Genomic DNA, 13,154 nt, shown 5'->3' with positions numbered 1-13,154 from the left:
CCTTAACTGTGGTTGCCGATCAGCACCACAGGACGGTTTTCCTGTGAGCCAAACAGCAGACGTTCAATGACAAACAGGATCAGCACCGCAGAACCAATCGGCAGCGGCAGATAACTCTCCCCTGACGTCAGGATCGGAAACTCGGCGACCGGCTGCTCCCAGAGCTCGACACACAGCCAGTAGCTGTACCAGAACATAATCAGCGAGATCAGCAGCATCAGCAGATCCACCACGCGCGCACACGCTGTTTTCAGCATGTCCGGCAGTCGGTCGGTCAGCATGTTCACCGCGATGTGTGACCCTGCGCGATAGCTCACCGCCGCGCCGATAAACGTAAAGGTCACCATGCAGATGATGGCAATCGGTTCCGGCCAGGATTCACCGCGATTCAGGACATAGCGCGAGAAGATGCCAATCGGGATCACCACCGTCATGACCAGCAGCGCGCATCCCGCTACGCCCATGGCGAGCAGATACAGCCGGTCCATCCACTTCAGGTAGAGTTCGGACATACGCTCTCCGTTTACTGAACGTCAGCAATGGCTTTCATCAGGTCCTGATGCTTTTCGCCATACTGCGCGCGCACCGGCTCTGTGGCTTTGATAAATACCGATTTGTCGATCTCGTGGAACTGCACGCCACCGGCTTTCATCTTCGCCAGCGCCTCGGCGTTATAGGCCTGCCACAGCTTGCGCTGTTCGAACTGCGCTTCGCGCGCCAGGGTCAGGATTTTCTGCTGTTCGTCTGCGCTGAGCTTGTCCCATTTCACTTTCGAGTAGAGCAGCATTTCCGGGGTAATGAAGTGGCCGCTGAGGGTATAGTTTTTGGCGATCGGCATATAGTTATGGGCGATGAAGGTCGGCGGATTATTCTCAGCGCCGTCGATTACGCCGGTCTGCATGCCGCTGTAGACCTCACTGACCCCCATCGCCACCGAGTTAGCCCCCATGTCTTTCAGTGTCGCCAGCGCCACCGGGCTTCCCTGAACGCGGATTTTTTTGCCTTTCAGATCCTCCGGTTTGACGATCGGCGTTTTGGTGATCGGGTTACGGGTGCCGGAGTCCATCCAGCCAAGAAACACCAGCCGTGATTTGGGATTGGCGGTCAGTTTGTCGCCAATCTGCTTGCCGATATCGCCGTCGATGACGTTGTGCATGTGGTCTTCATCGCGGAACACATAGGGCAGGGTAAAGACTTCGATATCGGGCAGGATCGCCGCCACCGGCGCCATGGAGACACGGATCATGTCGATCGCCCCCATCTGCGCCTGTTCAATCATCTGCTTTTCATCCCCGAGCACGCCGCCGGGAAAGACCTTGATCTCCAGCTTGCCGTCGGTTTGTTGTTTGAGTTTCTCCCCCATGTGCTGCACGGCCACTACGTTCGGGTAGCCTTCAGGATGTACGTCGGCGGCTTTAATGGTTTGTGCAGAGACAGAGCAGGCAAAAGCAGACAGACACAGGGCAGCCAGTAACGGCTTGAAGGTCGTTTTCATCGAGTCAACTCCAGGGTAGTGAGGTAAGCGTTAAAACAGTGTTTTATTTTTGTACGCTTAAAAATTAGACCATGGCCTGGAAAGCGGAGGTGAAGCGCCTCACAAAAGCGCAAATTTATGAAACGATGGTTTAGATTTGTGGGAAAGGAAGGCCGGGTGGCTGTTACACCTTACCCGGCCAGGCGTGCATTGCGTGTTATTTGCGTCGCAGTAAGCGGAGCGCGTTGGCCGTCACCAGCACCGTCGCGCCGGTATCCGCTAGCACCGCCAGCCACAGCCCGGTGATACCGAGCAGGGTGGTGACGAGAAAAATCCCCTTAAGCCCCAGGGCGATGCTGATGTTCTGGCGAATATTGGCGCGCGTGGCGCGGGCCAGGGAAATCATCTGCGCCAGCCCGGTCAGGCGGTTATGGGTGAGCGCGGCATCGGCGGTCTCCAGCGCCACGTCGGTGCCGCTGCCCATGGCAATGCCGATGGTGGACGCTTTCATCGCCGGTGCATCGTTGATCCCGTCGCCGACCATCGCCAGCGGGGCGAATGCGTTCAGTTCCGTGACCGCGCTGACTTTATCCGCGGGCAGCAATCCGGCCTTGAATTCCAGCCCCAGCTCACCGGCAATTGCCGCCGCCGCGCGCGGATTATCGCCGGTCAGGATCACGCCCTGTACGCCAAGCTGATGCAGCGCCGTCACGGCCTCTTTAGCGTCATCGCGCAGGGTGTCGCGCAGCGCCAGCATCCCTTTCGCGACGCCGTCCTGCATGACGGTCACGACAGTTTGTCCGGTCTGTTCTAACGCCTCAACCTCTGGGTTAGAAGACTTACCCGCCGCGACAATCAGCACCTTTTTACCGTCGATGTCGGCCTCAATCCCGGACCCGACCAGCGCCCGCTGTGCCGTTGCCGTCGGAATGGCCAGCCCGCGCGACTGCGCTTCACGCACAATCGCCTGCGCCAGCGGGTGAGTGGAACCCTGCTCAACGGCGGCGGCCAGCGTAAGCAGTTCATCTTCACCGATATCCTGTGGATACACGCCAGTGACCTGCGGCTTGCCGACGGTCAGCGTGCCGGTTTTATCGAACGCGATATGCTGAACCTGGCTCAGCTGCTCCAGCGCCGCGCCGCCCTTAATCAGCGCCCCGCGACGTGCCGCCGCTGCCAGCCCGGAGGTAATCGCCGCAGGCGTGGAGATCACCAGCGCGCACGGGCAGCCAATCAGCAGCAGGGTCAGACCTTTATAAATCCAGCCTTCCCACGGCGCGCCAAAGAACAGCGGCGGGACGATAGTGACCAGCAGGGCAACCAGCATGATGGTGGGGGTGTAAATCCGGCTGAAGCGGTCGATAAATCGCTCGACGGGGGCGCGACGCTCCTCGGCCTCTTCGATCAGCTTCAGGATACGGTCGATAGCGCTGTCACCCGGTTCGGAAAGCACCGTGAGCTGGACCAGACGGTCGACGCTGGTGGCGCCCGCAGGCACTTTTTCACCGGCCGCGCGTTCAACCGGAATCGACTCCCCGGTGAGGGCGCTTTCGTCGAAGCTCGCGGTGGCGGTGAGCAGGGTACCGTCCGCAGGCAGGCGCCCTCCGGCAGCGACTTCAATCACATCGCCCGGACGCAGCGCGTTAATGGCCACCGTCTGGCGTTCGCTTCCGGTCACTCGCGTGGCGGTTTCGGGCTTCAGTGCCATCAGGGCGCTGACCCCTTTACGCGCCCGGCTTGCCGCCCAGCCTTCAAGACGTTCGCCAATTAAGAACAGCAGCAGCACCATGGCCGCTTCCGCTGTGGCACCAATGAACAGCGCGCCGATAGCCGCCACGCTCATCAGCGTTTCGATAGCGAACCAGCTGCCGCTTTTCATCAGCCGCAGCGCCTGGCGGGCAATGGGATACAGCCCGACAAGCGTGGTGGCGATAAACGCCAGATTGCCAAACGGGTGGTTGATCTGCTCCAGACCCCAGCTCAGGGCCATCATAATCACGAGCGCGATAAGGGGCAGATTTTCACGCAGCGGAGCGGTTTTTTCGGCGGGGGCCGTTTCGCTACGCAGGGAGTAACCGGCCTTGCTGACGGCGGACACCACCTGCTGGCTGACGTCATTATCGGCGCTGACCAGCAGTTTTTCGGTGGCAAAGAGCACCTGAACGTGGCTGACGCCTGGGATCTGTTTTACCGCATTTTCGACTTTGCGGGCGCAGGCCGCGCAGTCCATGCCGTTAACCACCCAGCTGTAGCGGTTTCCACTTTCAGGCAGCGGCTGCGCGTTTTGTGTTTCGCACGTCCCTTCACAGCAGCAGTCGTCCTTCGCCGGAACCGGACTGAGCTTAAGTGCGGAAAATTGAGGGACTTTTTTAGGTGTTTCTGGAGTCGACATGGCAGTCTCCGGTAATGATAATTTTCTCATTAACCGCAGCATACACTCTGGAGTCGACTCCAGAGTCAAGGCTTATTTAGATATACAGCGAACGCACAATCAGGAAGTGCCCGGCAAAGTAGCAGGCGGCGGCAATCGCGTTATCAGCCCGGAAACGACGGCGATAGTGGCTGCCCAGCCAGACGATATTCCCGATTAACAGCAGGGCCGCGCCGAAGAAGGCGGACATCGCCGGGGCCGTTGGACGGAAGAACCACAGTTCACCGGCCAGCCACACCATCACCAGCGTCATGGCGATAAACGTGCAGACAGGCAGACGCATCTCTTCCAGCCGCGACCAGATCACCGCAATCAGCAGGGCGCCAATCACCAGCAGCACCAGCGGGAGCGGCCAGAAGAAGGACAGCGTCATCTGGCTGGCGAAGTAGATGGTGTAGAGCAGATGCGACAGGAAGAACGCCCCCACGGCATACAGCAGACGCTGACGCGGCAGCAGGGTTAAGGCATCGCCAATCAGGGAAGCACACAGCCCGGCGAGGACCAGATAGCTGACGGCGTTAAACATCGGCGCTTGCCAGGCAAGCAGCAGGAGCAGCAACAGCGTGACGGGTTTAAACAACCAGCGCTGCCAGGCCGGACCGCGGTACGACGCATCGACATAAAGCCATGCGGAAAAACAGACAGCGATAAATGACCAAAGCATATTAACTCCCTGTATCTGTTAAGGCTGAATAATCAGTTTCATCTTCAGTGTAGTGATGCGGGCAGGCGTTTGGCAATGCCGGGGGAGTCAGGGTATCCTGAATTCCGCATAATCTTATGGGATTGTTGAATGAGCAAGATGCCGCTGTTTTTCATTATCGTGGTGGCGATTATCGTCATTGCCGCCTCGTTCCGTTTTGTGCAGCAGCGCCGCGAGAAGGCGGATAACGACGCCGCGCCGTTGATGCAAAAACGCGTGGTGGTCAGCAACAAACGCGAGAAACCGCTTAACGAACGGCGTTCGCGCCAGCAACAGGTCACCCCTGCGGGAACGACCATGCGCTATGAAGCGAGCTTTAAGCCGGAAACGGGCGGCCTGGAGATGACCTTCCGCCTGGAGGCCCAGCAGTACCATCAGCTGACAGTCGGTGAGAAAGGGATGCTGAGTTACAAAGGGTCGCGGTTTGAGGGGTTTGAACCGGCGCAGTAATCATCCCCTCTCCCTGTGGGAGAGGGCATCAGACCGCACCTTACTTCTTCACCTGCGCCTTAAACTTCTTCATCCACACCAGCAGTTCAAACACGCCGAAAATAAATACGCGCAGCTGCTGCCAGCCGGTCATCTGCGGGCCGTCTTTTGGCAGGCCGTTTTTCAGCATCACCATCTGCAGGGCGTGCATGAACGTGGTAAAGATAAACGCCACGTTCACAAAGATATTCATCGGGCGCGGGAACGGATGCACCAGATTGAGCAGCAAAAATGCCCAGACGCACAGCATCAGCAAACGTCCCAGATTAATCAGTACTGGCATTGGATTCTCCTTGTGCCTGACGATGATACAGACGATAAGCGACCTGACCCGCCACTTTTTCGCGGTGTAAATCCCAGTGAACCGGCACTGGCGGTAGCCCGTTTTCCACTTCGCTTTCAACGTAAATCAGCGCGTCATCCGCCAGCCAGCCGTTGCTTTCCAGCAGGGATAACGTCTCTTCCAGCAGCCCCTTACGGAACGGCGGATCGACAAACACCACGTTGTGCGGCGTGCCTGGCTGCGCGAGGAAGCTGAGCGTATTGGTGTTCACCACTTTGGCGTTGGTGGCTTTCAGCGTCGCCAGATTTTGCTGCAGCGTCTGCGCGACGCCGCGCTCCATCTCCAGCAGCGTGGCGCTGGCGGCGTAGCGCGAGAGGGCTTCCAGCCCTAATGCGCCGCTGCCCGCAAAGCAGTCGAGGCAGTGGGCGTCTACCATTGACGGGGCCAGCCAGTTAAACAGCGTTTCACGCACGCGGTCAGTGGTTGGGCGTAAACCGGGGCTGTCCGGCACCGGGAGTTTCCGGCCTCGCCACTGGCCACCGATAATACGAATTTGACCGGCTGGGGCGCGGTTGGGTTTCTTCATCTCAGGAAAGCTCTGTTAACAATTGGCCTGCGATTGCGGGCGGTGATGTCAATTAAGTAAAGTGTTAGACTATTTCATCATTTTTTTAGCTTCCATGTATATAGCGCCGCGAGGAGTGTAGTCGCAGATGGCAAAACAAAAAAAACGTGGCTTCTTTTCCTGGCTGGGCTTCGGTGAAAAAGAGCAAGAAACAGAACAGAAAACCGAAGAACAACAAGCCGTTGAAGAGCAGTCTCAGCCTGAAACGCCTGTAGAAACCGCCGCGGTTGTTGAAGCGGAAGAGCATGCGCACAGCAAAGAAGAGACTGAAGCCTTTGCTGAAGAGGTGGTTGAGGTCACCGAACAGGTTCAGGAGAGCGAAAAGCCCGAACCTGTTGTTGAAGCGGTTACTGAAGCGCCGCAGGCCGTTATCGAACATGAAGCGTTGCCGCTGCCGGAAGAGGTAAAAGCGGAGGACGTTTCCCCTGAAGAGTGGCAGGCCGAAGCGGAAACCGTGGAAATTGTCGACGCGGTGGAAGAAGAAGCGGCACATGAGCCGGAGCTGACCGACGAAGAGCTGGAAGCCCAGGCGCTGGCCGCTCAGGCGGCTGAAGAAGCGGTTATCGTCGTGCCGGTGGAAGAGCAGGCCGAAGAGGAGATCGTTCAGGAGCAGGAAAAACCGACCAAAGAAGGTTTCTTTGCCCGCCTGAAGCGCAGCCTGTTAAAAACCAAAGAAAACTTAGGTTCCGGATTTATCAGTCTGTTCCGCGGCAAAAAGATCGACGACGATCTGTTTGAAGAGCTGGAAGAGCAACTGCTGATCGCGGACGTTGGGGTGGAAACCACCCGTAAGATCATTACCAACCTGACCGAAGGGGCGAGCCGCAAACAGCTGCGCGACGCCGAAGCGCTGTACGGCTTGCTGAAAGACGAGATGGGTGAAATTCTCGCAAAAGTTGACGAACCGCTTAATATTGAAGGCAAAACGCCATTTGTTATTCTGATGGTTGGCGTTAACGGTGTCGGGAAAACCACCACCATCGGCAAACTGGCGCGTCAGTTCGAGCAGCAGGGTAAATCGGTAATGCTGGCGGCGGGTGATACCTTCCGCGCGGCGGCGGTTGAACAGCTGCAGGTGTGGGGCCAGCGCAACAACATTCCGGTGATTGCGCAGCACACCGGTGCGGATTCCGCGTCCGTGATCTTTGACGCCATCCAGGCGGCGAAGTCTCGTAATGTGGATGTCCTGATTGCCGATACCGCAGGGCGTTTGCAGAACAAATCGCACCTGATGGAAGAGTTGAAGAAAATCGTCCGCGTCATGAAGAAGCTGGACGAAGACGCACCGCATGAAATTATGCTGACCATCGATGCCAGCACCGGACAAAACGCCGTCAGCCAGGCGAAGCTGTTCCATGAAGCGGTAGGACTGACCGGGATCACGCTGACCAAACTGGACGGCACCGCGAAAGGCGGGGTGATCTTCTCTGTGGCCGATCAGTTCGGCATTCCTATTCGTTATATCGGTGTGGGCGAGCGTATTGAGGATTTGCGTCCGTTTAAAGCGGACGACTTTATTGAGGCACTATTTGCCCGAGAGGACTAACAATGATTCGCTTTGAACACGTCAGCAAGGCCTATCTCGGTGGGAGACAAGCGCTGCAGGGGGTGACCTTCCATCTGCAGCCAGGCGAGATGGCATTCCTGACCGGCCATTCCGGCGCGGGGAAAAGTACCCTGCTCAAGCTTATCTGTGGGATTGAACGGCCAAGCGCCGGGAAGATCTTTTTCAGCGGCCATGAGATAAGCCGTCTGAAAAACCGTGAGGTGCCGTTCCTGCGTCGTCAGATCGGGATGATTTTCCAGGATCACCACCTGCTGATGGATCGCACCGTTTTCGATAACGTGGCGATCCCGCTGATTATTGCCGGTGCCAGCTATGATGATATCCGCCGTCGCGTCTCTGCGGCGCTGGATAAGGTCGGGCTGCTGGACAAAGCGAAGAACTTCCCGATCCAGCTCTCCGGCGGTGAACAGCAGCGTGTGGGCATTGCCCGTGCGGTGGTGAACAAACCTGCGGTACTGCTGGCGGATGAACCGACCGGTAACCTGGACGACGCCCTCTCTGAAGGGATTTTGCGTCTGTTTGAGGAATTCAACCGCGTTGGGGTGACGGTATTGATGGCGACGCACGACATCGGGCTGATTTCCCGCCGTTCGTACCGCATGCTGACCCTGAGCGACGGGCATTTGCACGGAGGCCACGGTGAACAAGCGTGATGCAATGAACCAGATTCGGCAGTTCGGGAACCGGTTTGACCGTTTCCGTAAGCCGCAGGGTGGCGGTGACGGTAACCGTAATGCGCCGAAGCGGGCAAAAGCCGCGCCGAAGCCGAATTCCCGCAAAACCAACGTGTTCAATGAACAGGTACGCTACGCCTTCCACGGCGCGTTGCAGGATCTGAAAAGTAAACCGCTGGCGACGTTCCTGACGGTGATGGTTATCGCCATCTCGCTGACGCTGCCAAGCGTCTGCTACATGGTCTATAAGAACGTGAATCAGGCGGCGTCGCAGTATTATCCGTCTCCGCAGATCACGGTCTATCTGGACAAAGCGCTCGACGATAACGCCGCAGCGCAGGTGGTGGGGCAAATCCAGGCCGAGAAGGGCGTGGAGAAGGTGAACTACCTTTCCCGCGAAGAAGCGCTGGGTGAGTTCCGTAACTGGTCAGGCTTTGGCGGTGCGCTGGATATGCTCGAAGAGAACCCGCTACCGGCCGTGGCGGTGGTGATCCCGAAGCTCGACTTCCAGGGGACGGATTCGCTTAATACGCTGCGCGATCGCATCTCTACCATTAAAGGCATTGATGAAGTGCGCATGGACGACAGCTGGTTTGCGCGTCTTGCCGCCCTGACCGGGCTGGTGGGTCGTGTGGCGGCGATGATTGGTGTGCTGATGGTGGCGGCGGTGTTCCTCGTCATCGGTAACAGCGTGCGCCTGAGCATTTTCGCCCGCCGCGACACCATCAACGTGCAAAAGCTGATTGGTGCGACGGATGGCTTCATCCTGCGTCCGTTCCTCTACGGCGGCGCATTGCTCGGTTTTTCCGGCGCATTTCTTTCACTGATATTGTCAGAAATTTTGGTGATGCGGCTCTCCTCCGCCGTGACCGAGGTGGCGCAGGTCTTCGGAACTAAGTTTGATATCAGTGGCTTAGGGTTCGATGAGTGCCTGTTACTGCTGCTGGTTTGCTCCATGATTGGCTGGGTGGCAGCATGGCTGGCGACGGTTCAACATTTACGCCACTTTACTCCCGACTAACAAAAGCGTGATATAATCTTTCCCTGCACCGAGATGTTCGCTCTGCAGGGAAAGCGTCCCTGTTGTCTCTTCCCCTGTTATCATCTCCATGTCACATTTTGTGCGTAATTTATTCACCGTTGCACCTGGAACTTGTGGATAAAATCACTGTCTGATAAAAGAGTGAATGCTAATCTCGTTGCTCAAACGCTTTGGCATGGTTGTTGCCTGATGGGGACAACCTGGACCAGAAGAAACATTGAGAGGAATGAATGACCAAAGAAATGCAAACTTTAGCTTTAGCCCCTGTTGGTAACCTGGAATCGTATATCCGGGCTGCGAACACCTGGCCGATGTTAACGGCCGAGGAAGAAAAGGAGCTTGCTGAAAAGCTGCATTACCAGGGCGATCTGGAAGCAGCGAAAAAGCTGATCCTGTCTCACCTGCGCTTTGTTGTTCACATTGCTCGTAATTATGCGGGCTATGGCCTGCCGCAGGCGGACTTGATTCAGGAAGGTAACATCGGCCTGATGAAGGCTGTACGTCGCTTTAACCCGGAAGTGGGTGTACGACTGGTCTCCTTCGCTGTGCACTGGATCAAAGCAGAGATTCACGAATACGTGCTGCGTAACTGGCGTATCGTGAAAGTCGCCACGACAAAAGCGCAACGCAAACTGTTCTTTAACCTGCGTAAAACCAAGCAGCGTCTGGGCTGGTTCAATCAGGATGAAGTGGAAATGGTGGCGCGCGAGCTGGGTGTTTCCAGCAAAGACGTGCGTGAGATGGAATCCCGTATGGCCGCGCAGGACATGACCTTTGACATGTCTTCTGACGACGATGCGTCCGACAGCCAGCCGATGGCGCCGGTGCTGTATCTGCAGGATAAGACCTCTAACTTTGCTGACGGCATTGAAGAGGACAACTGGGAAGATCAGGCCGCGAACAAGCTGAGCTATGCGATGGAAGGCCTTGACGAGCGTAGCCAGGATATTATCCGTGCCCGCTGGCTGGACGAAGACAACAAGTCCACCCTGCAGGAGCTGGCCGACCGCTACGGCGTCTCCGCTGAACGTGTGCGTCAGCTTGAAAAGAACGCCATGAAGAAACTTCGCGCCGCGATTGAAGCGTAATTTCCGCGAAGTATGACGAGAGCCCCTGGATGCGAATCCGGGGGTTTTGTTTTTTTAACGCCCACTCTGGCGAATTTCTCCCCCCTGGCAAACACTTACTGATGCGCTAAGCAGGCGACTTTCTCAGGGGGACAGGGTGAAAAATAACGAACTGAACGACCGGCGTTTACAGGCGACGCCGCGCGGCATCGGCGTGATGTGTAACTTCTATGCCGATAAAGCTGAAAACGCCACGGTGTGGGACGTCGAGGGCAACGAGTATATCGACTTCGCCGCCGGAATAGCGGTGCTGAACACCGGGCATCGCCATCCAAAAATCATTTCCGCCATTGAAAAACAACTTCACGCCTTCACCCATACGGCGTACCAGATTGTGCCGTACGAAGGTTATGTGTCGCTTGCCGAGCGCATCAACGGGCGCGTGCCGATTGACGGCCCGGCAAAAACCGCTTTCTTCTCAACGGGGGCAGAAGCCGTCGAAAACGCGGTAAAAATTGCCCGCGCATACACCAGACGCCCTGGCCTGATTACCTTTGGTGGCGCCTTCCATGGGCGCACCTTTATGACCATGGCGCTGACCGGGAAAGTCGCACCCTACAAGCTGGGCTTCGGGCCGTTTCCTGGCTCGGTATATCACGCCCAATACCCCAATGAACTGCACGGTGTCAGTACGGTGGAGGCATTAAAAAGCCTGGAGCGTATCTTCAAAGCGGACATTGCCCCGGACCAGGTGGCAGCCATCATTCTTGAACCGGTTCAGGGCGAGGGCGGTTTCAATATCGCACCGGCGGATTTCATGCAGGACCTGCGCGCCCTGTGCGATACCCACGGTATTTTGCTGATCGCCGACGAGGTGCAAAGCGGTTTTGCACGTACCGGGAAACTGTTCTCGATGGAACACCACTGCGTGAAGCCGGATCTGATCACCATGGCGAAAAGCCTGGCGGGCGGGATGCCGCTCTCGGCGGTATCGGGCCGCGCCGAGGTGATGGACGCACCTGCACCTGGCGGACTGGGCGGTACCTATGCCGGTAATCCACTGGCGATCGCCGCCGCACATGCCGTGCTGGACGTGATTGATGAAGAAGACCTCTGCACCCGCTCGGCGCATCTGGGTCATCACCTGGTGGAAGTGCTGAACAAAGCGAAGGAACACTGCCCGTATATCGCGGATATCCGCGCGCAGGGCTCAATGGTGGCGGTGGAGTTTAACGATCCGCAATCCGGGCAGCCGTCACCGGAATTTACCCGTCAGGTGCAGGAGCGAGCCCTGCAGGAAGGCCTTCTGCTTCTGAGTTGCGGTGTGTACGGTAACGTCATCCGCTTCCTTTACCCGCTCACAATCCCTGAAGTGCAGTTCCGTAAAGCGCTGGACATTATTTCTGCGTCGCTGACTCGTTAAAGCCAGAAGCCCGGTGAAATTCCTGCCGGGCTTATCATATATTCATTTCAAATTTGCTATTCCAAAATCATAAAAATGGGGTATGTTTTAGCAGAGTATGCTGAAAAAGCGCGAACAGCACACCTATAAATGAAATAAAGCGCTGCACAACAACATCACAACAATCGTAATAACCATAATAATGGGGAATCTCAGGATGAACATGAAGGGTAAAGCGTTACTGGCAGGATGTATCGCGTTGGCATTCAGCACCATGGCGCAGGCCGATATCAAAGTGGCCGTGGTGGGCGCGATGTCCGGTCCGGTAGCACAGTACGGCGACCAGGAGTTTACGGGCGCAGAGCAGGCGGTTGCCGATATTAATGCGAAGGGCGGTATCAAGGGCGAAAAACTGCAGATCGTAAAATATGATGATGCCTGTGACCCGAAACAAGCGGTTGCCGTGGCGAACAAAGTGGTGAACGACGGCATCAAATACGTTATCGGTCACCTGTGCTCCTCTTCCACCCAGCCTGCGTCTGATATCTACGAAGACGAAGGCATCCTGATGATCACCCCGGCCGCAACGGCGCCGGAGCTGACGTCGCGCGGTTATAAGCTGATCCTGCGCACCACCGGTCTGGACTCCGATCAGGGCCCAACGGCCGCCAAATACATTGTCGAAAAAGTGAAGCCGAAGCGTATCGCGATCGTTCATGACAAACAGCAGTACGGTGAGGGTCTGGCGCGCTCCGTACAGGATAACCTGAAGAAAGCGAATGCTGACGTCGTGTTCTTTGATGGTATCACCGCCGGTGAGAAAGACTTCTCCACCCTGGTGGCGCGTCTGAAGAAAGAGAATATCGACTTCGTATACTACGGTGGCTACCACCCGGAAATGGGCCAGATCCTGCGTCAGGCTCGTGCTGCGGGTCTGAAAACCCAGTTCATGGGGCCGGAAGGGGTGGCGAACGTTTCCCTGTCTAACATCGCCGGTGAGTCTGCGGAAGGCCTGCTGGTGACCAAGCCGAAGAACTACGACCAGGTTCCTGCGAACAAACCTATCGTAGATGCTATCAAGGCGAAGAAACAGGATCCAAGCGGCGCGTTCGTCTGGACCACCTACGCGGCACTGCAGTCTCTGCAGGCGGGTCTGAACCAGTCAGCCGATCCGGCTGAGATTGCCAGCTGGCTGAAAGCGAACTCTGTTGATACCGTGATGGGGCCGCTCTCCTGGGATGAGAAGGGCGATCTGAAGGGCTTCGAGTTCGGCGTGTTTGACTGGCATGCCAACGGTACTGCTACTGACGCAAAATAATGCTGGTGCGGGTTGATGCCCCCCTCACCCCGGCCCTCTCCCACAGGGAGAGGGAGAAAACCGGGCAATTCCCTCTCCC

13 protein-coding genes are annotated in these 13,154 nt (G+C 57.0%); 7 read left to right on the top strand and 6 right to left on the bottom strand.

Annotated features, from left to right (window positions below):
* Positions 1–2: 2 nt before the first annotated feature.
* The 4 genes from ACTJJI_RS19715 to ACTJJI_RS19700 form a co-directional block, all read right to left on the bottom strand.
* The gene (locus tag ACTJJI_RS19715; RefSeq protein ID WP_013099148.1) at positions 3–512 is read right to left on the bottom strand and encodes a TRAP transporter small permease; all 510 of its coding nucleotides are present in this window, start codon (positions 510–512) and stop codon (positions 3–5) included.
* A gap of 11 nt (positions 513–523) precedes the next feature.
* Positions 524–1,495 (bottom strand): TRAP transporter substrate-binding protein, encoded by a 972-nt coding sequence (locus ACTJJI_RS19710; RefSeq protein WP_440655273.1) that lies wholly within the window; start codon positions 1,493–1,495, stop codon positions 524–526.
* A gap of 196 nt (positions 1,496–1,691) precedes the next feature.
* Entirely contained in the window at positions 1,692–3,866 is a 2,175-nt protein-coding gene (zntA, locus tag ACTJJI_RS19705) for a Zn(II)/Cd(II)/Pb(II) translocating P-type ATPase ZntA (protein WP_440655271.1), read from the bottom strand.
* A gap of 76 nt (positions 3,867–3,942) precedes the next feature.
* Positions 3,943–4,569, bottom strand: a complete 627-nt coding sequence (locus ACTJJI_RS19700; protein WP_014833599.1) for a lysoplasmalogenase — start codon at positions 4,567–4,569, stop codon at positions 3,943–3,945.
* Between the two features lie 129 nt (positions 4,570–4,698).
* On the opposite strand from ACTJJI_RS19700, the gene ACTJJI_RS19695 reads away from it, so the two are divergent.
* Positions 4,699–5,058, top strand: a complete 360-nt coding sequence (locus ACTJJI_RS19695) for a DUF2500 domain-containing protein (RefSeq protein ID WP_046889467.1) — start codon at positions 4,699–4,701, stop codon at positions 5,056–5,058.
* Between the two features lie 40 nt (positions 5,059–5,098).
* Here the strand turns inward: ACTJJI_RS19695 and ACTJJI_RS19690 are convergent, their stop codons facing one another.
* Together ACTJJI_RS19690 and rsmD are read right to left on the bottom strand one after the other, a co-directional pair.
* Complete coding sequence (locus tag ACTJJI_RS19690) at positions 5,099–5,380, bottom strand: DUF1145 family protein (protein ID WP_013099143.1); 282 nt, start codon at positions 5,378–5,380, stop codon at positions 5,099–5,101.
* Positions 5,364–5,966 carry a 16S rRNA (guanine(966)-N(2))-methyltransferase gene (gene rsmD, locus ACTJJI_RS19685; RefSeq protein WP_029883606.1) on the bottom strand — a complete coding sequence of 201 codons (603 nt, stop codon included), beginning with the start codon at positions 5,964–5,966 and terminating at the stop codon, positions 5,364–5,366. The genes ACTJJI_RS19690 and rsmD overlap by 17 nt, the downstream gene beginning before the upstream one ends.
* Before the next feature lie 127 nt (positions 5,967–6,093).
* Between rsmD and ftsY the strand changes: the two genes are divergently transcribed.
* The 6 genes from ftsY (at position 6,094) to livJ (ending at position 13,075) form a co-directional block, all read left to right on the top strand.
* Complete coding sequence (ftsY, locus tag ACTJJI_RS19680; RefSeq protein ID WP_046889466.1) at positions 6,094–7,551, top strand: signal recognition particle-docking protein FtsY; 1,458 nt, start codon at positions 6,094–6,096, stop codon at positions 7,549–7,551.
* 2 nt (positions 7,552–7,553) lie between these two features.
* Positions 7,554–8,225, top strand: coding sequence for a cell division ATP-binding protein FtsE (gene ftsE, locus ACTJJI_RS19675; RefSeq protein ID WP_008500091.1), 672 nt, complete (start codon positions 7,554–7,556; stop codon positions 8,223–8,225).
* Positions 8,212–9,267, top strand: coding sequence for a permease-like cell division protein FtsX (gene ftsX / locus ACTJJI_RS19670; protein WP_046889465.1), 1,056 nt, complete (start codon positions 8,212–8,214; stop codon positions 9,265–9,267). Before ftsE ends, ftsX begins: the two co-directional genes overlap by 14 nt.
* Before the next feature lie 251 nt (positions 9,268–9,518).
* Positions 9,519–10,376 (top strand): RNA polymerase sigma factor RpoH, encoded by an 858-nt coding sequence (rpoH, locus tag ACTJJI_RS19665; protein WP_008500093.1) that lies wholly within the window; start codon positions 9,519–9,521, stop codon positions 10,374–10,376.
* A 136-nt stretch (positions 10,377–10,512) separates the two neighbouring features.
* Positions 10,513–11,778: a 4-aminobutyrate--2-oxoglutarate transaminase gene (locus ACTJJI_RS19660; RefSeq protein ID WP_440655266.1), complete on the top strand. Its 1,266-nt coding sequence runs from the start codon at positions 10,513–10,515 to the stop codon at positions 11,776–11,778.
* A 196-nt stretch (positions 11,779–11,974) separates the two neighbouring features.
* Positions 11,975–13,075 (top strand): branched chain amino acid ABC transporter substrate-binding protein LivJ, encoded by a 1,101-nt coding sequence (gene livJ, locus ACTJJI_RS19655; protein ID WP_440655264.1) that lies wholly within the window; start codon positions 11,975–11,977, stop codon positions 13,073–13,075.
* Positions 13,076–13,154 lie beyond the last annotated feature (79 nt).

This window comes from Enterobacter sp. 22466 (assembly GCF_052044775.1).
Taxonomy (GTDB): domain Bacteria; phylum Pseudomonadota; class Gammaproteobacteria; order Enterobacterales; family Enterobacteriaceae; genus Enterobacter; species Enterobacter dissolvens.
This window is presented reverse-complemented; position numbering and strand designations above follow the sequence as displayed.

Coding starts and splice junctions, on each gene's coding strand:
- ACTJJI_RS19715 (WP_013099148.1), bottom strand. CDS start 512: ATGTCCGAACTCTACCTGAAGTGGATGGACCGGCTGTATCTGCTCGCC.
- ACTJJI_RS19710 (WP_440655273.1), bottom strand. CDS start 1,495: ATGAAAACGACCTTCAAGCCGTTACTGGCTGCCCTGTGTCTGTCTGCT.
- zntA (WP_440655271.1), bottom strand. CDS start 3,866: ATGTCGACTCCAGAAACACCTAAAAAAGTCCCTCAATTTTCCGCACTT.
- ACTJJI_RS19700 (WP_014833599.1), bottom strand. CDS start 4,569: ATGCTTTGGTCATTTATCGCTGTCTGTTTTTCCGCATGGCTTTATGTC.
- ACTJJI_RS19695 (WP_046889467.1), top strand. CDS start 4,699: ATGAGCAAGATGCCGCTGTTTTTCATTATCGTGGTGGCGATTATCGTC.
- ACTJJI_RS19690 (WP_013099143.1), bottom strand. CDS start 5,380: ATGCCAGTACTGATTAATCTGGGACGTTTGCTGATGCTGTGCGTCTGG.
- rsmD (WP_029883606.1), bottom strand. CDS start 5,966: ATGAAGAAACCCAACCGCGCCCCAGCCGGTCAAATTCGTATTATCGGT.
- ftsY (WP_046889466.1), top strand. CDS start 6,094: ATGGCAAAACAAAAAAAACGTGGCTTCTTTTCCTGGCTGGGCTTCGGT.
- ftsE (WP_008500091.1), top strand. CDS start 7,554: ATGATTCGCTTTGAACACGTCAGCAAGGCCTATCTCGGTGGGAGACAA.
- rpoH (WP_008500093.1), top strand. CDS start 9,519: ATGACCAAAGAAATGCAAACTTTAGCTTTAGCCCCTGTTGGTAACCTG.
- livJ (WP_440655264.1), top strand. CDS start 11,975: ATGAACATGAAGGGTAAAGCGTTACTGGCAGGATGTATCGCGTTGGCA.